Source organism: Rhizobium sp. 05N430 (assembly GCF_056396985.1).
The window spans coordinates 80,188-102,483 of record NZ_JBFTMO010000011.1 but is presented as its reverse complement, the minus strand read 5'-3'; the positions used below and the strand labels follow the sequence as shown (position 1 = coordinate 102,483).

The following is a 22,296-nucleotide window of genomic DNA, read 5'->3' as shown; positions in this document are numbered from 1 at the left end:
GGACACCCCGCTTACGGTAGGCTAGTGTGCCTTAACGGGAACAGAATAAGACTGGGGAATATCATTGGTATGGCGTCCGCGTCCGACTTGTTGCGTATCGAGAATCTCGACGTCTCATTCTCGGTTTTCGGGGACAAGCTGCGTGTCGTAAAAGACGCCGGGCTACGTATCCTACCGGGTAAGGTCACCGCACTTGTCGGTGAATCCGGCTCCGGAAAATCCGTCATCAGTCAATCGATCATGGGCATTCTGCCGACGCCGGCCAAGGCGACGGGCAAGATCCTGTTCACCGATCCCCTCGACGGCAAGACCACCGATATTCTGCAATATGGCCGCGACAGCGAACAGATGCGCGATCTGCGCGGCAAGCGCATGGCGACGATCTTTCAGGAGCCGATGACCTCGCTTTCGCCGATTCATACGGTTGGGAACCAGATCAGCGAGTCGCTACTGATCCACACCGACGCCGACAAGAAGGAAGCGCGCGAGAAGACCGAGGAGATGCTTGCCCTCGTCGGCTTCGCCAATCCGAAGCGCACCTACGACATGTACCCGTTCGAGCTGTCTGGCGGCATGCGCCAGCGCGCGATGATCGCGATGGCGCTGATCTGCCGGCCGGCGCTGCTGATCGCCGACGAACCGACGACGGCGCTCGACGTGACGATCCAGGCGCAGATCTTGGAACTCCTGCGCGACCTGCAGCACAAGCTCGGCATGGCGATGCTCTTGATCACGCACGATCTCGGCGTTGTCGCTAACATGGCCGACGAAGTGGTCGTCATCTATCACGGCGAGATCATGGAAGCCGGTCCGGTCAAGGAAATCTTCCGCAACCCGCAGCATCCCTATCTGAAGGGCCTGATGGCCGCGGTCCCGCATTTCGACATGAAGCCCGGCGAACGGCTGAAGGCGCTACGCGACGTGCCGGTCAATCTCGAATCGCTGATCGGCAAGAAGAAGTCGTCCGTCGATCACGACGCGCCGAAGGTGCTGCTGTCGGTCAACAATCTCTCGAAAACCTATGCGATCCGCAAGCGCGGCCTTTTCGGCCAGGGCGAAAAATCCGTGCTGCGCGCCGTCGATGACGTCAGCTTCGACATCAGGCGCGGCGAGTGCCTGGGTCTCGTCGGCGAATCCGGCTGCGGCAAGACCACGGTCAGCAAGATCCTGATGCGGGCGATCACACCGGATAGCGGTTCGGTGGTTTTCAACGACGGCAAGGAAGTCATCGACGTTCTGACCGTCAAGGGCGACGAGCTGCAGGAGCTGCGCACCAAGATCCAGATGGTGTTTCAGGATCCGGTCTCATCACTCTCGCCGCGCATGACGGTGCGAAATATTCTCAGCGAGCCGCTCGAGATTCACGACCGCGGCGACAGCGAGGAGCGCAAGCGCAAGGTCGAAGCGCTGATGGGCGCCATCGGCCTCGACCGCCGCTACCTCAGCCGCTATCCGCACAGCTTTTCCGGAGGCCAGCGCCAGCGCATCGGTATCGCTCGCGCGCTTGCTCTCGGCCCCAAACTCATCATCCTCGACGAGCCGGTTTCGGCGCTCGACGTCTCGGTTCAGGCGCAGATCCTCAATCTCTTGAAGGACCTGCAGAAGGAACTTGGCCTGACCTATCTGTTCATCTCGCACAATCTTGCCGTCGTCGACTACATGGCCGACCGCATCGCCGTCATGTGCAAGGGCCGCATCGTCGAAATCGCACCGCGCGAAATCATCCTGCGCGATCCGGTTCACCCCTATACCAAGTCGCTGCTGGCAGCCGTCCCCTTCCCCGATCTCGACCGGCCACTCGATTTCGAAGCGCTGCGCAAGAATGGTGCTGCCGACAAGCAGAACTGGGGCCTGACCTTTACCGCCGAACATGACGACGCTTCCGAGCTTGCCTATGCCGATCTCGGCGAAGGCCATTTCGTGCGCGCCCGAAAAGGTGCCGACGTCAAGGAGCTACGCGCATGGTAACGCGTCGCACCTTCCTCGGCGGCATGATCGGCGCAACGGTTGCGCCTACCCTTGTCCGCGCCGCCTCCGACGATCGCGATATCGAGCCGGAATTCCTGCGCGACCAGCTGCGCGCCGACGCCATTCCGCCGATGGCGCAGCGGCTGCCGAAGCATCCGCGCATCATCAACATGAAGGAAGCGGGCCTGGCGCCCGGCACCTATGGCGGCCAGGTCAAGACCATCATCGGCGGCCCGCGCGACGTCCGCTACATGACCGTCTATGGCTATTCGAGGCTGATCGGTTACGACAAGCACCTGCAGTTCCAGCCGGACATTCTCGGCGGTTACACGACAGAAGACGACCGCATCTTCACCTTCCACCTTCGCGAAGATCACAAGTGGTCGGATGGCAAGCCGTTTACGGTCGATGACTTCCGCTACTGGTGGGAGGATGTTATCCTCAACAAGGAAGCGACCCCAGGCGGCGGTGCGTTGGAGCTGCGTCCGCACGGCGACCTGCCGAAGTTCGAGGTGCTCGACGACCTCATCGTCCGCTATACCTGGGAAAAGCCGAACCCAAGCTTCCTGCCGGCACTCGCCGGTCCGCTGCCGCTCGTCATCTTCGGGCCGGCACACTACCTGAAACAGTTTCACAAGAAGTATCAGGACGATTTCCGCCTTTCGGCGCTGATGAAGGAAAACCGGGTCAAGAAGTGGGCCGACCTGCACATCAAGATGTCGCGCGCCTCGCGTCCCGAGAACCCGGATCTGCCGACTCTCGACCCCTGGAAGGTCATGACCAAGCCGCCGGCCGATCAGTTCATCTTCGACCGCAACGCCTTTTTCCACCGTGTCGATGAGAACGGCGTGCAGCTTCCCTATATCGACCGCTTCATCCTGAATGTCAGCTCCTCGTCGATCATCGCCGCCAAGGCGGGCGCCGGCGAATCCGACCTGCAGGCAACCGGCATCGACTTCAACGACTATACCTTCCTGAAAGAGGCCGAGCAGCGCTTCCCGGTGAAGGTCAATCTCTGGAAGCAGGCCCGCGGCTCGCGCGTTGCGCTGCTGCCGAACCTCAATTGCGCCGATGAGGTCTGGCGCAAGCTGTTCCGCGACGTCCGCTTCCGCCGGGCGCTGTCGCTGGCGATCGACCGCCACGAGATCAATATGGTGGCGTTTTATGGGCTTGGCACGCCGAGCGCCGATACGGTTCTGCCCGACAGCCCGCTCTTCAAGCAGGAATATGCCGACGCCTTCATCCAGCATGATGTCGATCAGGCAAACAAGCTGCTCGACGAACTCGGCCTGACGAATCGCGACGAAGAGGATATCCGCCTTCTGCCGGACGGGCGGCGTGCCGAGATCACCGTCGAGACACCCGGCGAAAGCACGCTCGATACCGACGTGCTGGAACTCGTGCGCGATCACTTCCGCACGATCGGCATCGCGCTCTACACGCGGACCTCCCAGCGTGACATCTTCAGAAGCCGCGCGATGAGCGGCTCGATCATGATGGCGATCTGGTTCGGCATCGAGAACGGCGTGCCGACCGCCGACATGGCGCCGGTACAGCTTGCACCGACCGTAGACGATCAGTTGCAATGGCCGATCTGGGGCATGTACTACCTCTCGGCCGGCCAGGAAGGTAGCGCGCCCGATATCCCCGAGGTCGTGCAGCTCGTCGATCTGCTGAGCCAGTGGGGAGCAACCGCCGACTTCAAGAAACGGGAGGAGATCTGGCACAAGATGCTGGCGCTTTATACCCAGCAGGTCTTCTCGATCGGCCTGATCAACGGCGCGCTGCAGCCGATCCTGATCTCGAAGAAGATGCAGAACGTTCCGGAACGGGCGCTTTACGGCTTCGACCCGACCTCCTTCCTCGGCATCTACATGCCTGACGCGTTCTGGCTGAAGGAGGCGTGAGATGCTGAGATATATCCTCTGGCGTATCGCCGCCATGGTGCCGACGCTGTTCGTGATCTCGGCTCTGGTCTTCACCATCATCGAGCTGCCGCCGGGCGACTTCTTCGAAAGCCAGATCGCCGAGCTGCGCGCCCAGGGCGAAGCCGCCAACCTCCAGGAAATCGAGGAACTCCGGAAGCAGTACGGCTTCGACAAGCCGGAGATCGTCCGCTATTTCTACTGGGTCGGCGGCATGCTGCATGGCGATTTCGGCTATTCGTTCGAATACCAGCTGCCGGTTTCCGATGTCGTCGGCGACCGGTTGTGGCTGACGATCCTCGTCTCCTTCACCACCATCCTCGTCACCTGGCTTATCGCGTTCCCGATCGGCATCTATTCGGCCACCCATCAATATAGCTGGGGCGATTACGGGTTGACCTTCTTCGGTCTGCTCGGCATCGCCATCCCGAATTTCATGCTGGCGCTGATCCTGATGTATTTCGCCAACGTGTGGTTCGGCCTCTCCATCGGCCATCTCATGGACCAGCAATATCTGAACGAGGCGATGAGCTGGGAGAAGGCGAAGTCGATCCTCGCGCATCTCTGGATCCCGGTGATCATCGTCGGCACCGCTGGAACAGCAGGCATGATCCGCCGCCTGCGTGCCAACCTGCTCGACGAGATGCAGAAGCAATATGTGACGACGGCGCGTGCGAAGGGCCTGCATCCGACCCGGGCGCTGATCAAATATCCGCTGCGCATGGCGCTGAACTTCTTCGTCGCCGATATCGGCTCCATCCTGCCATCGATCATTTCGGGCGCCGAAATCGTTGCCATCGTATTGTCGCTCGAAACGACCGGGCCGATGCTGGTCAAGGCGCTGCAGAGCCAGGACATGTACCTTGCCGGTTCGTTCCTGATGTTCCTCGCCTTCCTGAACGTTATCGGCGTGCTGATCTCGGATATCGCTCTCGGCTTCCTTGATCCCCGCATCCGCTTGCAAGGCAGGAGCACCAAATAATGTCGCCCTTGCCGCCACCAGGCGCCCCCCTGGAGCACTTTGTCTCGACCACCCCGTTCGATCCGCAAGCGCAGGAGACGATGACCTCTGCGCAGTCGCGCATTCATCTCGCGTCGCAGAAGCAGCTGATGTGGTGGAAGTTCAAGCAGCACCGCCTGGCGCTGATTTCCGGCATCTTTCTCGCACTGGTCTATTTCGCGATCCTGATCGTCGAGTTCCTGGCGCCTTACGGCCTGCATAGCCGCAATGTCGACTACATCCATTCGCCGCCGCAGCGGGTGCATTTCTTCGACAAGGGCGAATTCATCGGTCCCTTCGTCTATGGCCGCTCGATGCGGCTCGATATCGATACGCTGCGCCGCATTTACACCGAGAAACCCGACGACATTCAGCCGATACGCTTCTTCTGCAGCGGCGATGCCTATCGTTTCTGGGGTCTGTTCGAATCCAGACGGCACCTCGTCTGCCCGGCCGAAGGCGGACAGATGTATTTGCTCGGGACCGACCGGCTCGGCCGCGACGTGCTGTCGCGCATCCTCTATGGCGCGCGAATCTCGCTGACGATCGGCCTGATCGGCATCACCATCAGCTTTGTGCTTGGCATCGTCATCGGCGGCCTCGCCGGCTATCGCGGAGGCGTCTTCGATCTGATCGTGCAGCGCATGATCGAGGTGCTGCAATCGCTGCCGAGCTTGCCTCTCTGGATGGCGCTTGCCGCCATCATGCCGGTGACCTGGAGCCCGATCGTCATCTATTTCGGCATTACCGTAATCCTCGGCATCATCGACTGGACCGGGCTGGCACGTGCCGTCAGATCCAAGCTTCTGGCGCTTCGCGAAGAGGATTATGTGCAGGCCGCACAGTTGATGGGCGCCAGCACACCGCGCATCATCGGCCGCCATCTGGTTCCCGGTTTCATGTCGCATCTCATTGCTTCTGCAACGATTTCCATCCCCGGAATGATCCTTGGCGAAACGGCGCTGTCGTTCCTCGGCCTTGGCCTTCGGCCACCGATCACCAGCTGGGGGATCTTGCTCACCGAAGCGAAAAGCGTCAGTGTCATCGCTTTCTACCCGTGGCTTCTGTTCCCGATAATTCCGGTGGTTCTTGTCATTCTTGCCTTCAACTTTCTGGGAGACGGGTTGCGCGATGCCGCAGATCCCTACAAATAACAGCAAGTCCAGCGGATCATCGGCCCGCTGTCTCTTGGCCTCCGGCAAACGGGGGTGAACTATGTCATTCGCCCCAGAGGTACTCTCCATGGCCAGACGTGTTGAAGATGCACGTATCCTCATGTACAGCCACGACACGTTCGGTCTCGGCCATCTGCGCCGCTGCAGAACGATCGCCCATGCGCTGGTCGAAGACTATCGCGGCCTCAACATCCTGATCATCTCGGGCGCCACGATCGCCGGCGCCTTCGATTACCGCGCCCGCGTCGATTTCGTGAAGATCCCGAGCGTGATCAAGCTTCGCAACGGCGAATATACGTCGATGGCGAGCCATATCGATCTGCAGGATACGCTGAAGATGCGCGAATCCAGCATTCGCCATACCGCCGAGACCTTCCAGCCCGACATCTTCATCGTCGACAAGGAGCCCATGGGTCTGAAGGGTGAAGTCGAGGATACGCTCGCCTATCTGAAAGCGCGCGGTACGACGCTGGTGCTTGGCCTTCGCGAGATCATGGACGCGCCGCACCTGCTCGATGCCGAATGGAAGCGCAACGGCATCATGCAGAAGATCGACCAGTATTACGACAGCGTCTGGGTCTATGGCCCGCCGGACTTCTACGATCCGTTGGTCGGCCTCGATGTTCCCGCCAATGTCCGACGCAAGATGGATTTCGTCGGCTTCCTGCAGCGCAGCGTTTCGAAGAGCAAGAAGTCGGTGAACACGCCTAAGGAAAAATACATTCTCGTCACGACGGGCGGCGGAGGCGACGGCTCCGATCTCGTCCACGACGTGATGAACGCTTACGAGCAGGATTCGACCCTTCAATTGAAGGCGCTTGTGGTGCTCGGCCCCTATATGCCGGCCGCAGAGCGCACGAAGCTCGTCAAGAAGGGTGAAAAGATCCCGTCCATCGAGGTCATCGAATTCGACAATCACATGGAAGAGCTGATCGAGGGGGCAACGGGCGTGGTCGCCATGGGCGGCTACAATACCTATTGCGAGATCCTCTCCTTCGACAAGCCCGCGCTGATCGTGCCGCGCGTCAAGCCGCGTGAGGAGCAGTTGCTGCGGGCGCAGCGCGCCAGCGAACTCGGCCTCGTCGATATGCTGCTGCCGGATCAGTCCGCCAATCCTGCCATCATGGCCGAAGCCCTGAAACAGCTGCCAAACCGCCAGCCGCCGTCGCAGAGCGGCTGCACAATGCGGCTTGAGGGCCTCGATCATATCTCGCAGACCGTCGGCCGCTGGCTCGACAATCGCGGCCGTCATCTCTCCCTCGTCGGCGCAGAGTGAAGACACCGACATTGCCAGAGCGCCGGAAGATCCTCGTCGTCCTGAAAGGCTATCCACGCCTTTCGGAAACCTTCATTGCCCAGGAGCTGCTTGGCCTCGAAAAGGCAGGCTTCGACCTGACATTGATTTCCATGCGCCGCCCGACCGACAAGAAGCGGCATCCTGTTCATGACGAGATCAAGGCGCGCGTCGTCTATCTGCCGGAATATCTGCACGAGGAACCGCTTCGCGTCCTGAAGAGCCTTTTCGCCGGCTTCAGCAGGAAGGGGTTCGGAGCGCTGATGAAGCGCTTCTTCGCCGACCTGCCGCGCGACATTTCCCGCAATCGCTTCCGCAGGCTTGGCCAGGCGCTGGTTCTCGCGCGTGAATGGCCTGATAACGGCCAGTGGCTGCATGCCCATTTCATCCATACGCCGGCCTCGGTAACGGAATATGCCAGCATTCTGACCGGCGTCCCGTGGACGGTTTCCGCCCATGCCAAGGACATCTGGACCTCGCCGGATTGGGAGCTGAACGAGAAGCTTTCGAGCGCCCGCTGGGCGGTGACCTGCACACGCACCGGCTATGAACACATGCGGACGCTGACCAGCCGTCCGGATGCGGTGCATCTCAGCTATCACGGGCTCGATCTTGCCCGTTTCGGCCATTTTTCAGGCGATCGGTCGAAGCGTGACGGATCGGCCACCAGCGATCCGGTCTTCCTGCTCAGCGTCGGCCGCGCCGTCGAGAAGAAGGGTTACGACATCCTGCTCAACGCGCTGGCCCTGCTGCCGAAAGATCTGGCCTGGCGCCTCGAGCACATCGGCGGCGGCGACGAGCTTGCGAAGCTCAAGGCACTTGCCAGCACTCTTGGTCTTTCTGAGCGCATCGTCTGGAAGGGCGCGCTCGCCCAGGAAGATGTTCTCGATCACTACAGACGGGCCGATCTCTTCGTGCTCGCCTGCCGGATCGCCGCCAATGGCGATCGTGACGGGCTGCCGAACGTGCTGGTCGAGGCGTCGAGCCAACGGCTTGCCTGCCTGTCCACCAATATCTCGGGCGTGCCGGAACTGCTGACAGACGACAAAAATGGCCTTGTCGTGCCCCCTGAAGACCCGATAGCGCTGGCTGCAGCGCTTGAGCGGGCAATCCGCGATCCGGCTCTGCGCCACCGCCTCGGCGACGCCGCCGAACAGCGCGTCCGGGCGCATTTCGACTACCATTCCAGCATCGCGCAGCTGACGCAGCTTTTTGAAGCCGAGTGGGAGAAGACCCCATGAGCGGCAAGCGAGCCTTCTTCTACGTTCAGCACCTGCTCGGCATCGGCCATATCGCCCGCGCGAGCCGCATCGCCAATGCCATGGCAACAGATGGTTTCGACGTCACCGTCGTCACCGGCGGCCTGCCTGTTCCGGGCTTTCCGGCCGGGGGACTGAAGACGATTGCACTTCCTCCTGTCGTTGCCAGCAACGCCGGGTTTTCAGGGCTTGCAGACGCAAACGGCAATCCGGCCACCGAAGCGTTCCTGTCTTCCCGCCGCGACATGCTGCTTTCGGCATTTCGCGAGACCAAGCCGGATGCAGTCATCATCGAAGCCTTTCCCTTCGGCCGCCGGCAAATGCGCTTCGAATTGCTGCCGCTGCTCGATGCGATCGCTTCGGTCAATCCGCGGCCAAAACTCTTCAGCTCGGTCCGCGATATCCTGCAGGAGAACCGTAAACCCGGCCGCGACGAAGAAACCGTCAAGCTCGTCAAGGATCACTTCGATGCCGTTCTCGTTCACGGCGATCCTGATTTCGTGCGGCTGGAAGACACCTTTCCGCTGACTGCTGATATTGCCGACAAGGTGCGATACACCGGCCTCGTCGCCCCGCCCCCGGCGGCCGATCCGGCTGAGCGATTCGATATCATCGCATCAGCAGGCGGTGGCGCTGTCGGCCTGGATTTGATCCGCGCCGCCCGCGATGCCGCATGCTCGCTTCCGGCGAGCTATCGCTGGCTGCTGATTTCAGGCCCGAACCTTCCCGAACGGGATTTCGCAGCACTGCAGCACGAGGCCCCCGCAAACGTGACGCTGGTGCGGTTCCGCAAGGATTTCCCCTCTCTGCTGAAGGGCGCCAAGGTGTCGATCTCGCAAGCCGGCTACAATACGGTCGGCGATCTGCTGCGCACCGATTGCCGGGCAATCCTGATCCCCTTTGTTGCCGGTGGCGAAACGGAGCAGACCGTGCGTGCCGAGCGGCTGAAAGCCATGGGTCTGGCCAGCATTCTTCCGGAGACCGGGCTCACCGCTGAGCATGTCGCAAGTGCCGTCTCCGAAGCCCTTGCGCGTCCCCCCCGGCAGGCCGCCGCGCTGGACCTTGCGGGCGCTGAAACCACAGCGGCGATCATTCGCTCAATGCTCGGCTGAATTGCTCGCACTTTATGAAAGTCCTGTGATATAAACGGATTTCCGGCAGAATCGGCAGTTCGATGGTAGTCCGCTTCGCCTTGTTTTCGTTACGATATCCGGCGGTCCGGCGGCATGAACCTGTTTTCCGAATCCCCCTTCGTAAACGTCTCCGGACCCTCCCTTCAGGTTGACGGTTAGCAATGGAAAAGAGTCTCGCCCGCTACATCTGGTCGAACACCCGCCTCCAGCAGCTCTGGATTCTGGCGGTCGTTGCGGCATCGATGATCCCGTACTTCCTGTCGTTCGATCTGCCGAAGCAGATCGTCAATGGACCGATCCAGGGTGACGGCTTCGACAATGCCAACGCCACGCAGACCTTCATGCATCTGGCCTACGATCTGCCGCTGATCGGGCATGTCGAGTTCTTCCAGGGTCTGCAGCTCAACCGTCTGCAGATGCTGATGGCGCTCAGCCTGGTTTTCCTGGCGCTCGTGGTGCTGAACGGCCTCTTCAAATTCTACATCAACACCTACAAGGGCCGCCTGGGCGAGCGCATGCTGCGCCGTATCCGCTTTCAGCTGATCGACCGGGTGCTGCGCTTTCCGCCGGCGCATTTCAAGCGGGTGAAATCCGCTGAAATCGCCACGATGATCAAGGACGAGGTGGAGCCGATGGGCGGCTTTACCGGCGACGCCTTCGTCTCGCCTGCCCTGCTTGGCGGCCAGGCGCTGACGGCGCTCGCCTTCATCATCATCCAGAATTTCTGGCTCGGCATGATCGCCGCCGGTATCGTCGGCGTGCAGGCGATCGTCATCCCGCGCATGAGGAAGCGCCTGCTCGAACTCGGCCGCCAGCGGCAGCTGACGGCACGCGAACTCTCGGGCCGCGTCGGCGAAATCGTCGATGGCATTGGTACCATCCATGGCAACGACACTTCCAACCTCGAGCGCGCCGATATCGCAGCGCGCCTCGGCCTGATCTTCTCGATCCGCTACGACCTCTACCAGTGGAAGTTCATGGTGAAATTCCTGAACAACTTCCTGGCCCAGGTCACCCCGTTCCTGTTCTACGCCATCGGCGGATATCTGGCGCTTCAGGGCCGCCTCGACATCGGCCAGCTGGTAGCCGTCATCTCCGCCTACAAGGATCTGCCGGGACCGCTGAAGGAACTGATCGACTGGGACCAGATGCGCCAAGACGTTCAGGTCAAGTATCAGCAGGTCTACGAGCAGTTCAACGTCGAGCCGTTGATCGACAGCAAGATCCAGGACGTTCCGGCCGAAGCGATCGGACCGTTGACAGCGGCACTCGTCGTAACCAATCTCGCCGTCAATGACGACAGCGGCGCGCGGCTGGTCGACCACGTCTCGGTAGAGATCAAGCCGAACGAAACGGTGGCGATCGTCGGCCCGAATGGAAGCGGCGCGGAAGCCTTTGCCGAAGCGCTCGGGCGCATCGTCTGGCCGGAAGGCGGGCGCATCAGCATCGACGGCCAGGATTTGCTTGCGCTGCCGGAATATATTACCGGCAGACGGATTTCTTACGTATCGTCAGATACCTACTTTTTCCACGGTACGCTGAAAGACAACATCCTCTACGGCCTTAAGCACGCGCCGCTGACGGATCCGGGCTACCAGGGTCAGGACGCTCTCGAATTCAAATGGCGAAACGCGGAGGCGCTGCGCGCCGGAAACCCGATTTTCGACCTCAACAGCGACTGGGTGGATTATAACGCCGCCGGTGCGACAGGCCCCGACGATCTGCTGAAAGCGATCCGCCCGGTGCTCGACGCTGTGCTGATTTCGCAGGACATTCTCGATCTGGCACTGCGGTCTTCGGTCGATACCAGCGTTCATGTGGCACTTGCCGAGCGCATTGTCGATCTACGCGCCTCCTTGCGCGAGAGGCTGGAGGAAGAGAAGCTCGACACTATCGTCGTTCCCTTCGATTTCGACGCCTACAACGCTCAGGCGACGGTTGGCGAGAACCTGCTTTTCGGCACGATGAAGCGGCCGCAGATGACCAACCGCCGCCTCGCCGCCCACCCCTATTTCCAGCAACTGTTCCGCGACACCGGCCTCAGCAACGATCTCTACGCGATGGGCCTGGAGATCGCCGAAAACGCCGTGGAACTGTTCCATGACCTGCCGCCGGATCACCCGTTCTTCCAGCAACTGACCTTCATGACCGCGGACGACATCCCTGCCTACCAGGCGCTGCTGCAAAAGCTGCAGAGCCGGAAGTTCGAGGATGCGACGGCCGAGGAACGCTCAAGTATCATCCGCCTGAGCTTCGCCTATATCGAGCCCCGCCACCGCTTCGGTCTGCTGACCGACGAGCTGATGGAAAAGATCGTCTCGGCGCGCAAACAGTTCCACGAACATATTCCCAGTGATCTCTCGGCACTTATCGAGCGCTACGATCCGGAACGTTTCACCGCGTCTGCCAGCCTGATGGACAACGTGCTTTTCGGCCGCATCGCCTATCAGCAGGCCGATGCATCGGAGCATATCCGCTCGATCATGGGCGAGCTCTTCGACAAGCTCGATCTGTTCGACGACGTGCTGTCAATCGGTATGGAATTCGATGTCGGCTCTGGCGGCAAGCGCCTGACGATGGTTCAGCGCCAGAAGATCAACCTGGCGCGCGCGCTGCTGCGCCGTTCCGACTATTTCATCCTCAACCGGCCGCTTCTGGCGTTGGACCAGCGCGTCCAGGACCAGATCACCCGAAACGTGGTGACCGGCCTTCATGAAGAAGGCAAGCGCCCGGCAATCATCTGGGTTCTGTCGAACGCACGCCTTGCGGAGGTCTTCGACAGGATCCTGCTTTTCGAACGCGGTGGCCTGGCGCAAGCCGGTGGCTATCCGGAACTTTCGGAGAAAAACACTATGTTCAAGGAACTGTTATCGTAATAATCTACTGGGGCGGCTGAGACGGCATTCTTGCGAGGGAATGCCTGGTAGAGTTTTAGAAAACGCTTTCTCCTTATACGAGAGGAGGCGCCAGGGGGTAAAACACTCATGCTGTTGAGAGATGAAGTCGAAATGCTGCGGCGGGTGCCGATCTTTTCCAGGATCGCGCCGGCAAAACTCAAGCTTTTGGCATTCACCTCCGACCGGATGACCTACAAGGCCGGTCAGAACCTTTTCCATCAGGGCGATCCGGGCGATGCAGCCTACGTGATCCTCTCGGGAACGGCCGACATTCTCGTCCATTCTCCCGCTGGCGATATCAAGGTCGCCGATGTCGAACTCAACTCGATCGTCGGCGAGATCGCCATTCTCTGCGACGTCTCGCGAACGGCAACCGTGCGCGCCACCTCGGGGCTCGAAGTCCTGCGCATCAGCAAAGAGCACTTCCTGAAGCTGCTCAGCGACTTCCCAGAAATGGCCGTCGAAATCATGCGCGTGCTGGCCGACCGCCTGAACCACACGACTGCCGAACTGACCGCGGCGCGCGCCAAGCAGCCACCGGAACCGGTTAACTGATCAGCATTAATCCGGCGGCCATTGCTGGGCGCCGTGAAGCAGGCGCAGGATCTGGATTTCCTGCGCGTTCTCATCGATGCGATAGATGGTAAGATATGGACTGCCGGGAACCACCAGTTCCCGGGTTCCGTCCTTGCGTCCGCTGCGGCCCACACGCGGGTGTGCGCTAAGGATATCCGCCTGGCTTCGTACAAGCGTCTCCAGCCGGATGGCGGCCTGCGGGTTCTGCTGAAAAACGTAGGATATCTGGCGCCGGCGATCATTCAGCGCGCGAGGCAACCAGTTGACGATCACTTACCGTCTTCCTGTACGCGAGACATCAGGCTAGCCAGAAACGCATCCATTTCCTTGTTGGCATCTTCGTTACTGATCCAGACGGTATTCGGATCATCCGCCTCGCGAAGGCCGATCTCAACTTGCTCGCGGAACCACCGGTCGTGTTCGGCCGCCTCATGCGCGCGCTTCAGCGCTTCGGCTCGATCGGGACGCTTGCTGGACTCCGCGGCGTACTCCGCAGCATCCACATCGAATTGCGAGATGCCGACATCCTTGAGATAGGAGACAAGCGTCTCCATGCGCTTGAAAAGCCTGACCTGGCGGCTGCGCTGGGCGGCAAGCGAATGCTCGCTCTTTCCGTAGCGCACGACGATAGACCAGCCACCGAGCTGGCCGACGACAAGGGTTTTGTCGATGGCGCCGGCTTCCGCGAGGCGCGAGAGAGTCGCATGGTCGATCATCGAGTGGGTCATCAGAGCATCTCCTTGGTCTGGAAGGATATGCAATCAATTATAATTTGCAATGCGCCATTTAATAAAAAGCCCGGTACGAAACCGGGCTCTTCTGTTTGATCAGGATATCAGGCGCTACTCGCGTTGTTCCAGCGCCTTGCTGAAAGCCAGCGCTGCAAGCGTGCAGATCGCGCCCGAGAGCAGGTAGTAGCCGACGAAGGTCAGGCCGAAGCTGCTGGAGAGGCTCAGCGCCACCAGCGGCGCAAAGCCGGCGCCGACGAGCCATGCGAGGTCGGAGGTAAAGGCGGCACCGGTATAACGGTAGCCGCGGCCGAAGCGCGAGGAGATCGAGCCGGTCGCCTGACCGAAGGACAGGCCGAGCACTCCGAAGCCGATGATGACGAAGGCATCCTGTCCGGCATCGCCGGATGCAATCAGCATCGGCCCGACGAAGGAGAAGATCGCGATCAGCACCGCACAGACGGCAAGCTGGGCGCGGCGGCCGATGCGGTCGGCGATCAGGCCGGAGGCAATGATCGCGACGATGCCGACGAGTGCGCCGATGATCTGCACCACCATGAACGTGTCGAGCGGCTGCGTTCCATAAAGGCTCATCCAGCCGAGCGGGAAGATGGTGACCAGATGGAACATCGCGAAGCTCGCCAGCGGCACGAAGGCACCGATCAGGATGTCGCGGCCATGAACCTTCAGAACCTTGCCGATCGGCGCGGCCTCGAGCTCATGCTGTTCCAGCAGCGTGCCGAACTCCTGGGTCATGACCAGGCGCAGGCGGGCAAAGAGCGCCACGACGTTGATCGCGAAGGCGACGAAGAACGGGTAGCGCCAGCCCCAGGAGAGGAAATCCTCGTTGGAGAGATTGGCGATGAAGAAGCCGAAGATAATGCTCGCCAGCGCGAAGCCGATCGGCGCACCGAGCTGCGGGATCATCGCGTACCAGCCGCGCTTGTTCTGCGGCGCATTCAACGCCAGCAGCGATGCCAGGCCGTCCCAGGCGCCGCCGAGCGCAAAGCCCTGGCCGAGGCGGAACAGGGCCAGAAGCGCGATCGCCCAGTAGCCGATCTCGTTATAGCCGGGCAGGAAGGCGATCGACGCCGTAGAACCGCCGAGCAGGAAAAGCGCAATCGTCAGCTTCGTGCCGCGGCCATAGAAACGGTCGATCGTCATGAAGACGACCGAGCCGACTGGACGCGCCAGGAAGGCCAGCGAAAAGATCGCAAAGGAATAGAGCGTCGCCGTCAGGCGATCCGGTGCGAAGGGAAAAATCAGTTGCGGGAAGACCAGAACCGAAGCCAGGCCATAGACGAAGAAGTCGAAGAATTCCGACATTCGACCGATGATGACGCCAAGGGCGATACTGCCAGGCGAAACCTTTTCGCCAGAGTGGATCTGTCTTGCGTCGCGTTCAAGTGTCGTGGACGATGGTCCATAATTTGCTGCAGTCATTAACGCCTCCCTCGTTGAGACGCCGCGGCAAAGCGCCTCAAGACGATTTTGATCAAACCCGCAAGCTTATCAAGTCTGATGGACGTAAATAGTTCATCATCCATTCTCAAAATTAGATGTGGACGAGAAATCGGGCGTGATCCGGCGAATCGAGCCGCCGCCAGGTGGCCCTTTTCATTTTCACGGATATATTATGCCGCTAACATGCATGCGCCCGGGCCAAATCCTTCGTAATTTTATCAGGATTTCAAAGCCGTAGCGTCTTACAATTTTTGCCGCGCTGCGGCATCTTTGCTGCAGTGCGACCAAACACCTCATGTTGCCATCAGGTTCAGTGCTTTAGTCGCGGTTTGGACGAAACAACAAGAGCTTAGAGACGTGCAAAAACTCGTGAAGTTTTCCCGCCTTCTATCCGTGTTGCCGCTGATGATGCTGGCAGGATGCAATATGGTCGTGATGTCGCCGTCGGGCGATATCGCAAGTCAGCAGGCAGATCTCATTCTGGTCTCCACCTTCCTGATGCTGCTGATCATCGTGCCGGTCCTGTTCCTGACGCTGTTCTTCGCCTGGCGTTACCGGCGTTCGAACACGGCAGCGACCTACGATCCGGAATGGCATCATTCGACACGACTGGAAGTGGTTATCTGGTCTGCGCCGCTGGCGATCATCATCGCGCTCGGCGCGATCACCTGGATTTCAACTCACAAGTTGGACCCATACCGGCCACTCGACCGGATCGACGCGGAACGCAGCATTCCCGCGGACACCAAGCCGCTGACCGTTGAGGTCGTTGCGCTCGACTGGAAATGGCTGTTCTTCTATCCGGATCTCGGCATTGCCACGGTCAACGAACTGGCAGCGCCGGTCGATGTGCCGATCAATTTCAAGATCACCGCATCGTCGGTCATGAACTCCTTCTATATCCCTGCCCTTGCCGGCCAGATCTATGCGATGCCGGGCATGCAGACCAGGCTGCACGCCGTCATCAACAAGGAAGGCGAATACGAAGGCTTCTCCGCAAATTATAGCGGCGACGGCTTCTCGCACATGCGCTTCAAGTTCCACGGTCTGAACCAGCAGGGCTTCGACGATTGGGTCGCCCGGGTGAAGAGCCAGGGTACGGCGCTGAATCGCGACACCTATCTGAAGCTCGAAAAGCCGTCCGAACGCGAGCCGGTGCGCTATTACGCCACTGCCGACAAGGATCTCTACGACGCGATCCTCAATCTCTGCGCCGCACCCGGTAAGATGTGCATGAGCGAGATGATGCATATCGACATGATGGGCGGCGGCGGCAAGGAAAGCGCCGAAAACCGCGAGAAGCTGCAATATGACAACCGCCATGTGGAGAAGGGCGAAGGCACCAATGCCGCGACCTTCCCGGCAACCGGCACGCCTGCCCGCAGCGACGAGAAGCCCGCCGGCACCGGCGAAAATGGCCAGCAGCCGATGCAGAACGACATGCCAGGAATGGACATGAACGGCGGCGGCCACGATGGCCATTCGATGCCCGGAATGAACCACGGTACTGGCGATCCGGCTCCGGCTCAGCTGAACAACAATTAAACCTGGCGCTTTGCGTCGCTAAGACATCAATGAACGGGTTATTCCATGTTTTCCAATCCTGACCTCCTGAAGTTTATCTTCGGCCGGTTGACCCTCGATTCGATCCCCTATCACGAGCCGATCCTGGTCTTCACCTTCATCGGCGTGGCGATCGGCGGCATCGCCGTGCTGGGTCTCATCACCTATTTCAAGTTCTGGGGTCCGCTCTGGCGCGACTGGATCACCAGCGTCGACCACAAGAAGATCGGCATCATGTACATCATCCTCGCGGTGATCATGCTGCTGCGCGGCTTCTCCGACGCCATCCTGATGCGTATCCAGCAGGCGATCGCCTTCAACGGCAATGAAGGCTATCTGCCGCCGCATCACTATGACCAGATCTTCACGGCGCACGGCGTGATCATGATCTTCTTCGTGGCGATGCCATTCGTCACCGGCCTGATGAACTTCGTCGTGCCGCTGCAGATCGGCGCGCGCGACGTCTCGTTCCCGTTCCTCAACAATTTCTCGTTCTGGATGACGACGGCAGGCGCGATCATCATCATGATGTCGCTGTTCGTCGGCGAATTCGCCCGCACCGGCTGGCTGGCCTATCCGCCGCTTTCGGGGGCTGACTATAGTCCGGGTGTCGGTGTCGACTATTATATATGGGGCCTGCAGGTCGCAGGTGTCGGCACGACGCTATCGGGCATCAACCTGATTGCGACGATCGTCAAGATGCGCGCGCCGGGCATGACCTTCATGAAGATGCCGGTCTTTACCTGGACCTCGCTCTGCACAAACGTGCTGATCGTCGCTTCCTTCCCGATCCTGACCGCAACGCTCGTTCTGCTGTCACTCGACCGCTATGCCGGCACGAACTTCTTCACGAACGATCTCGGCGGCAATCCGATGATGTATGTGAACCTCATCTGGATCTGGGGTCACCCGGAAGTCTACATCCTGATCCTGCCGGCCTTCGGCATCTTCTCCGAAGTCGTCGCCACCTTCTCCGGCAAGCGCCTCTTCGGCTACGCATCGATGGTTTACGCCACCTGCGTCATCATGATCCTGTCCTATCTCGTGTGGCTGCACCACTTCTTCACGATGGGCTCGGGCGCCAGCGTCAACTCGTTCTTCGGCATCACGACGATGATCATCTCCATCCCGACAGGGGCGAAGATGTTCAACTGGCTGTTCACGATGTATCGCGGCCGCATTCGCTACGAAGTGCCAATGCTGTGGACCGTCGGCTTCATGGTGACCTTCGTCATCGGCGGTATGACCGGCGTCATGCTCGCCATCCCGCCTGCCGACTTCGTGCTCCACAACTCGCTGTTCCTGATCGCCCACTTCCATAACGTGATCATCGGCGGCGTGCTGTTCGGCCTGTTTGCCGGCGTCAACTACTGGTTCCCGAAGGCCTTCGGCTTCAAGCTCGACCCGTTCTGGGGCAAGATGAGCTTCTGGTTCTGGCAGATCGGCTTCTTCTTCGCCTTCATGCCGCTCTACGTGCTCGGCCTGATGGGCGTGACCCGCCGCGTCTCGCAGTTCGAGGATCCGTCGCTGCAAATCTGGTTCATCATCGCCGCCTTCGGCGCCGGCCTTATCGCCCTCGGCATCGTTTCCTTCCTCGTGCAGATCTTCGTCAGCTTCCGCAAGCGCGAGGCGCTGAAGGACGAGACGGGCGACCCCTGGGAAGGCCGTACGCTGGAATGGGCGACGTCCTCACCGCCGCCGGACTACAACTTCGCCTTCACGCCTGTCGTCCACGACCATGACAGCTGGTACGACATGAAGAAGCGCGGCTATGTCCGTCCGCACGAAGGTTTCCGTCCGATCCACATGCCGAAGAACACCGGCACCGGCGCGATCCTTTCGGCCCTCAGCATCGGCCTCGCCTTCGGCCTGATCTGGTACATGTGGTGGCTGGCTGCCGTCTCCTTCGTCGCGATCGTCGCGGTGTCGATCGCCCATACGTTCAACTACAAGCGTGATTTCTACATTCCCGTTGAGGAAGTCACCGCGACAGAGGACAAGCGCACCAAGCAGCTTGCGGTTCAGGCATGACGACCATGACCGATCACACCATCGACTCGGCCGAAAAGCCCGTCTTCTATCTGACCGAGGATCATCATCCGGAGAGCAGCACCAATCTCGGGTTCTGGCTCTATCTGATGAGCGACTGCCTGATCTTCGCCGTGCTCTTTGCCACCTATGGCGTGCTCGGCCGCAATTATGCGGCCGGCCCGTCGCCGAAGGATCTGTTCGATCTGCCGCTGGTGGCGATCAACACCTCGATGCTTCTGTTCTCGTCGATCACCTATGGCTTCGCCATGCTGCAGATGATGAGGGGTTACAAGGCCGGCGTGCTATTCTGGCTGGCGATCACCGGCCTGTTCGGTGCCGCCTTCATCGGGCTCGAACTCTATGAGTTCGCGCATCTGATCCATGAAGGCGCCGGACCGTCGCGCAGCGCGTTCCTCTCGGCCTTCTTCACGCTGGTCGGCACCCACGGCCTGCACGTCACCTTCGGCATCATCTGGCTCATCACGCTGATGGTGCAGGTCTCGATGCACGGCCTAATCGAAGCCAACAAGCGCCGCCTGATGTGCCTGTCGATGTTCTGGCACTTCCTCGATGTCGTCTGGATCGGCGTCTTTTCCTTGGTCTATCTGCTGGGAGTTCTCGGATGAGCTCGAACACTCACGCCCACGACGCACATCACCACCACGGCCATGGCGGCCATGATCACGGCGGCCACGATGCGGATCACGGCTCCTTCAAGAGCTACATGATCGGCTTCGTGCTGTCGGTCATCCTGACGGCGATCCCGTTCTGGCTGGTTATGGCAGGCGTCTTCGAAAGCCCGCTGGTGACGGCGGTCACGGTGATGGCGCTCGGCGCCGTGCAGATCGTCGTTCACATGATCTACTTCCTGCACATGAACACCCGTTCGGAAGGCGGCTGGACGATCATGGCGCTGATCTTCACCATCGTCATCGTCGCCATCGCCCTCGCTGGCTCCTTCTGGGTCATGCATCATCTGAACACCAACATGATGCCGATGAGCCCCGAAATGATGAAGAACATGCCGTAAGGCAGATGCGGGCGGCCTCCGGGCCGCCCGCTGCATTTGACCATGACCGATCTGTCCGGCTCCAAACCCACCACACCGCGCTCGACCGGCAAGCTCATTCTGCTTGGCGGCCTGATGCTGCTCGCGATCGCCACTTTCGTGGCGCTTGGCATCTGGCAGGTGGAGCGGCTCTACTGGAAGCGCGACCTGATCGCCCGCGTCGATCAGCGCATTCATGCGGCACCTGTACCCGCTCCCGAAGGCGCCACCATCGACGCCATGGCCGACGAATACCTCCGGGTCACCGCGACCGGCACGTTCGACAACAGCAAGGAAACGCTGGTCTACGCCTCCACCGAGCTCGGCCCCGGATACTGGGTGATGACGCCGCTCCGGCTGGAAGACGGCAATGCCATCCTCATCAATCGCGGCTTCGTACCGCTGGAAAAGCGCGACCCGAAAATGCGCACTGAGGGCCAGCTTTCGGGACCGGTCAGCGTGACAGGGTTGCTGCGGCCAACAGAGCCGAAAGGTTCACTGCTGCAATCCAATGATCCCACGACCGGATGGTGGTATTCGCGCGACGTGGCGGCGATCGCCGCGGACAAGGACATCGGCAAGATCGAGCCCTACTTCATCGACGCCGATGAAGCTCCGAATCCGGGTGGCGCCCCGGTCGGCGGGCTGACGCGCGTCGTCTTCCCGAACAGCCACCTGAGCTATGCGATCACCTGGTTCGCGATGGCGCTGATGGTCATCGGGCTGTTTGCAGCTGCCGTTCGCAGCGAGCTCCGCCGCCGATGAGCGAAGCGACGGCTACATGGCCCGGCATTGCGGAAATGCACGGACCGCAACCTGTTCGGCAGCGGCATAGGCCTGGCTGACGATTTCCGGCACCAGATCAATATCCGGAAGGCTGCCGAGCCCGAGCGGACCGATTGCGAAAATCCCCCCGACGGACGATCCGTCGGCAAGATAGGGCTCGCCGCGCTGGTTGACGGCAATGCCGAGCGACAGTTCGTCCGGCATCGCAAGCCCTGAGGCAAACAGGCTCTGCATCAGCGGCACATCGAGGTCGGCTGCTCTGCAACGGCAATCGATCACGCGATCGGCATGGATAACTTCCTCGGTTCGCGTACCTGAAGGCGTGAAGAAGATACCGCTCAGGCCCTGACGACCCGCCAGGCCGCGGCGTAGAACGGTATTGCCGCCTGCAAGCTCACGCTTCAGCCGCGCATACATCGCCTCCGGTAGTCTGTTACGGTGACTGTCGTAGATTGCCCGCAGATGCCGGTTGAATTGCTGCTTCTGGCGCGCAGGCAGCGAGCGCCAGAGCGAACGCGCATGCTTGCGCAGGCCGTTCATCACGGATTGCCAGCTGCGGCCGCCCTCCTCGGCATCCCTGCAGGCCTTGCGGATGAAATGGAGAATGCCAGCGAGATCCTTGGGAAGCTCTTCGGCCGGGAAAAGCGGATCGGCGGAGTTGGGCGTATGGCTCTGCGGCAGGAAGCCATGCTTTGAAACGATGGAGATCTGGCCGGAATAGCCCTGATCCCGTAGCTGCAGCAACTGATCGACGACGCGGATGCCGCTGCCGAGCAGAATCGTATGCGGACGCGCGACCAGCCTCTGGGCGCGCACCGGCGAAGTGTTCTCCGTCACGGCAGCGGACGGCGCAAGGCCATAGCCGGTGGCGAGGAAAACGGTGTCGAAAAGCGGATTGGCGGGACCGGCATGTTCCAGCAGGAAGCGGTTTCCGTGGCTCCTGCGAATTGCCACGACGGGCTCATGACAGACCTGGACAGTGATATCCTTGCGGGTCGAGAGCGCTTCGGAAAAGCGCTGGTAGACATAGTCGCTGAAAATTTCCTTGGGCACGAAGATCTGGCGGAATCCCGGGATCGCCGCCGGGACGGCAGCGCGGAATTCCGCGTTGCTACAGAGCCAGTCGTTGAAATCATCAGCATCGCCAGCCGACACCGAAAGGTCGCGGACGCGGGTGTTGAGGATGGCGGAACTCTTTGCCGACGACAGCGCCTGTCCGCCGCTGACGGAGGAATTCGGATCGAAGAGTTGCAGATGGAAGGGCGTACGCACTGTCTTCATCAGCGCAATTGCCGTCATCATCCCGGAAAAGCCGCGCCCGACAATCGCGATGCGCGGAATAGCCGACGGCTTTGCCGCGGCCGCGGCCTTCGCAGAGAAAAGTCCTTGAACCGTCATCTCAACTCCCTTGCGGTCATCACCGCATCCGTGTCTCGATCAAGGTATCGA

Annotated in this window: 18 protein-coding genes; 14 read left to right on the top strand and 4 right to left on the bottom strand. The window is 60.5% G+C overall.

The window, feature by feature from the left end; translation table 11 throughout:
* Positions 1–69: 69 nt before the first annotated feature.
* The 9 genes from AC1DJO_RS21015 (at position 70) to AC1DJO_RS20975 (ending at position 13,206) form a co-directional block, all read left to right on the top strand.
* On the top strand, positions 70–1,968 hold the full coding sequence (locus AC1DJO_RS21015) for an ABC transporter ATP-binding protein (protein ID WP_477972811.1): 1,899 nt from the start codon (positions 70–72) through the stop codon (positions 1,966–1,968).
* A complete protein-coding gene (locus AC1DJO_RS21010; RefSeq protein WP_112386646.1) occupies positions 1,962–3,875 on the top strand; it encodes an ABC transporter substrate-binding protein in 1,914 nt (637 codons plus the stop codon). The genes AC1DJO_RS21015 and AC1DJO_RS21010 overlap by 7 nt, the downstream gene beginning before the upstream one ends.
* A 1-nt stretch (position 3,876) precedes the next feature.
* Complete coding sequence (locus tag AC1DJO_RS21005; protein ID WP_112386645.1) at positions 3,877–4,875, top strand: ABC transporter permease; 999 nt, start codon at positions 3,877–3,879, stop codon at positions 4,873–4,875.
* On the top strand, positions 4,875–6,047 hold the full coding sequence (locus AC1DJO_RS21000; protein ID WP_162698735.1) for an ABC transporter permease: 1,173 nt from the start codon (positions 4,875–4,877) through the stop codon (positions 6,045–6,047). The genes AC1DJO_RS21005 and AC1DJO_RS21000 overlap by 1 nt, the downstream gene beginning before the upstream one ends.
* An 88-nt stretch (positions 6,048–6,135) precedes the next feature.
* A complete protein-coding gene (locus AC1DJO_RS20995) occupies positions 6,136–7,344 on the top strand; it encodes a glycosyltransferase family protein (RefSeq protein ID WP_112386643.1) in 1,209 nt (402 codons plus the stop codon).
* An 11-nt stretch (positions 7,345–7,355) separates the two neighbouring features.
* Positions 7,356–8,603, top strand: a complete 1,248-nt coding sequence (locus AC1DJO_RS20990) for a glycosyltransferase family 4 protein (RefSeq protein ID WP_112386642.1) — start codon at positions 7,356–7,358, stop codon at positions 8,601–8,603.
* Positions 8,600–9,733, top strand: coding sequence for a glycosyltransferase (locus tag AC1DJO_RS20985; protein ID WP_112386641.1), 1,134 nt, complete (start codon positions 8,600–8,602; stop codon positions 9,731–9,733). The genes AC1DJO_RS20990 and AC1DJO_RS20985 overlap by 4 nt, the downstream gene beginning before the upstream one ends.
* 182 nt (positions 9,734–9,915) lie before the next feature.
* The gene (locus tag AC1DJO_RS20980) at positions 9,916–12,630 is read left to right on the top strand and encodes an ABC transporter transmembrane domain-containing protein (RefSeq protein WP_112386640.1); all 2,715 of its coding nucleotides are present in this window, start codon (positions 9,916–9,918) and stop codon (positions 12,628–12,630) included.
* 108 nt (positions 12,631–12,738) lie between these two features.
* A complete protein-coding gene (locus AC1DJO_RS20975) occupies positions 12,739–13,206 on the top strand; it encodes a cyclic nucleotide-binding domain-containing protein (RefSeq protein WP_112386639.1) in 468 nt (155 codons plus the stop codon).
* Between the two features lie 6 nt (positions 13,207–13,212).
* On the opposite strand, the gene AC1DJO_RS20970 is transcribed toward AC1DJO_RS20975, so the two are convergent.
* From AC1DJO_RS20970 to AC1DJO_RS20960, 3 genes are all read right to left on the bottom strand, one after another.
* Positions 13,213–13,500 carry a type II toxin-antitoxin system RelE/ParE family toxin gene (locus AC1DJO_RS20970; protein ID WP_112386638.1) on the bottom strand — a complete coding sequence of 96 codons (288 nt, stop codon included), beginning with the start codon at positions 13,498–13,500 and terminating at the stop codon, positions 13,213–13,215.
* Entirely contained in the window at positions 13,497–13,955 is a 459-nt protein-coding gene (locus AC1DJO_RS20965) for a hypothetical protein (protein ID WP_112386637.1), read from the bottom strand. Before AC1DJO_RS20965 ends, AC1DJO_RS20970 begins: the two co-directional genes overlap by 4 nt.
* A 114-nt stretch (positions 13,956–14,069) precedes the next feature.
* Positions 14,070–15,398 (bottom strand): MFS transporter, encoded by a 1,329-nt coding sequence (locus AC1DJO_RS20960; RefSeq protein WP_112386636.1) that lies wholly within the window; start codon positions 15,396–15,398, stop codon positions 14,070–14,072.
* Positions 15,399–15,776: 378 nt separating this feature from the next.
* Between AC1DJO_RS20960 and cyoA the strand changes: the two genes are divergently transcribed.
* The 5 genes from cyoA to AC1DJO_RS20935 are packed head-to-tail and all read left to right on the top strand — an operon-like array spanning position 15,777 to position 20,826.
* On the top strand, positions 15,777–16,964 hold the full coding sequence (gene cyoA, locus AC1DJO_RS20955; RefSeq protein WP_112386635.1) for a ubiquinol oxidase subunit II: 1,188 nt from the start codon (positions 15,777–15,779) through the stop codon (positions 16,962–16,964).
* 45 nt (positions 16,965–17,009) lie between these two features.
* Positions 17,010–19,013 carry a cytochrome o ubiquinol oxidase subunit I gene (gene cyoB, locus AC1DJO_RS20950; protein ID WP_112386634.1) on the top strand — a complete coding sequence of 668 codons (2,004 nt, stop codon included), beginning with the start codon at positions 17,010–17,012 and terminating at the stop codon, positions 19,011–19,013.
* Positions 19,014–19,018: 5 nt separating this feature from the next.
* Positions 19,019–19,639, top strand: coding sequence for a cytochrome o ubiquinol oxidase subunit III (gene cyoC, locus AC1DJO_RS20945; RefSeq protein ID WP_112386745.1), 621 nt, complete (start codon positions 19,019–19,021; stop codon positions 19,637–19,639).
* Entirely contained in the window at positions 19,636–20,043 is a 408-nt protein-coding gene (gene cyoD, locus AC1DJO_RS20940; RefSeq protein WP_112386633.1) for a cytochrome o ubiquinol oxidase subunit IV, read from the top strand. The genes cyoC and cyoD overlap by 4 nt, the downstream gene beginning before the upstream one ends.
* Positions 20,044–20,085: 42 nt before the next feature.
* Positions 20,086–20,826 carry an SURF1 family protein gene (locus tag AC1DJO_RS20935; protein ID WP_112386632.1) on the top strand — a complete coding sequence of 247 codons (741 nt, stop codon included), beginning with the start codon at positions 20,086–20,088 and terminating at the stop codon, positions 20,824–20,826.
* A gap of 12 nt (positions 20,827–20,838) precedes the next feature.
* Here AC1DJO_RS20935 and AC1DJO_RS20930 read toward each other — a convergent pair whose 3' ends face one another.
* Positions 20,839–22,245 (bottom strand): FAD/NAD(P)-binding protein, encoded by a 1,407-nt coding sequence (locus AC1DJO_RS20930; RefSeq protein ID WP_112386631.1) that lies wholly within the window; start codon positions 22,243–22,245, stop codon positions 20,839–20,841.
* Between the last annotated feature and the right edge of the window lie 51 nt (positions 22,246–22,296).

Excerpts from the sequence above, each read along its gene's own strand:
- AC1DJO_RS21010 (WP_112386646.1), top strand. The coding sequence starts at position 1,962 with ATGGTAACGCGTCGCACCTTCCTCGGCGGCATGATCGGCGCAACGGTT.
- AC1DJO_RS21005 (WP_112386645.1), top strand. The coding sequence starts at position 3,877 with ATGCTGAGATATATCCTCTGGCGTATCGCCGCCATGGTGCCGACGCTG.
- cyoC (WP_112386745.1), top strand. The coding sequence starts at position 19,019 with ATGACCGATCACACCATCGACTCGGCCGAAAAGCCCGTCTTCTATCTG.
- AC1DJO_RS20935 (WP_112386632.1), top strand. The coding sequence starts at position 20,086 with ATGACCGATCTGTCCGGCTCCAAACCCACCACACCGCGCTCGACCGGC.
- AC1DJO_RS20930 (WP_112386631.1), bottom strand. The coding sequence starts at position 22,245 with ATGACGGTTCAAGGACTTTTCTCTGCGAAGGCCGCGGCCGCGGCAAAG.
- AC1DJO_RS20960 (WP_112386636.1), bottom strand. The coding sequence starts at position 15,398 with ATGACTGCAGCAAATTATGGACCATCGTCCACGACACTTGAACGCGAC.
- AC1DJO_RS21000 (WP_162698735.1), top strand. The coding sequence starts at position 4,875 with ATGTCGCCCTTGCCGCCACCAGGCGCCCCCCTGGAGCACTTTGTCTCG.
- cyoB (WP_112386634.1), top strand. The coding sequence starts at position 17,010 with ATGTTTTCCAATCCTGACCTCCTGAAGTTTATCTTCGGCCGGTTGACC.
- AC1DJO_RS20995 (WP_112386643.1), top strand. The coding sequence starts at position 6,136 with ATGGCCAGACGTGTTGAAGATGCACGTATCCTCATGTACAGCCACGAC.
- AC1DJO_RS21015 (WP_477972811.1), top strand. The coding sequence starts at position 70 with ATGGCGTCCGCGTCCGACTTGTTGCGTATCGAGAATCTCGACGTCTCA.
- AC1DJO_RS20975 (WP_112386639.1), top strand. The coding sequence starts at position 12,739 with ATGCTGTTGAGAGATGAAGTCGAAATGCTGCGGCGGGTGCCGATCTTT.
- AC1DJO_RS20965 (WP_112386637.1), bottom strand. The coding sequence starts at position 13,955 with ATGACCCACTCGATGATCGACCATGCGACTCTCTCGCGCCTCGCGGAA.
- cyoD (WP_112386633.1), top strand. The coding sequence starts at position 19,636 with ATGAGCTCGAACACTCACGCCCACGACGCACATCACCACCACGGCCAT.
- AC1DJO_RS20985 (WP_112386641.1), top strand. The coding sequence starts at position 8,600 with ATGAGCGGCAAGCGAGCCTTCTTCTACGTTCAGCACCTGCTCGGCATC.
- AC1DJO_RS20980 (WP_112386640.1), top strand. The coding sequence starts at position 9,916 with ATGGAAAAGAGTCTCGCCCGCTACATCTGGTCGAACACCCGCCTCCAG.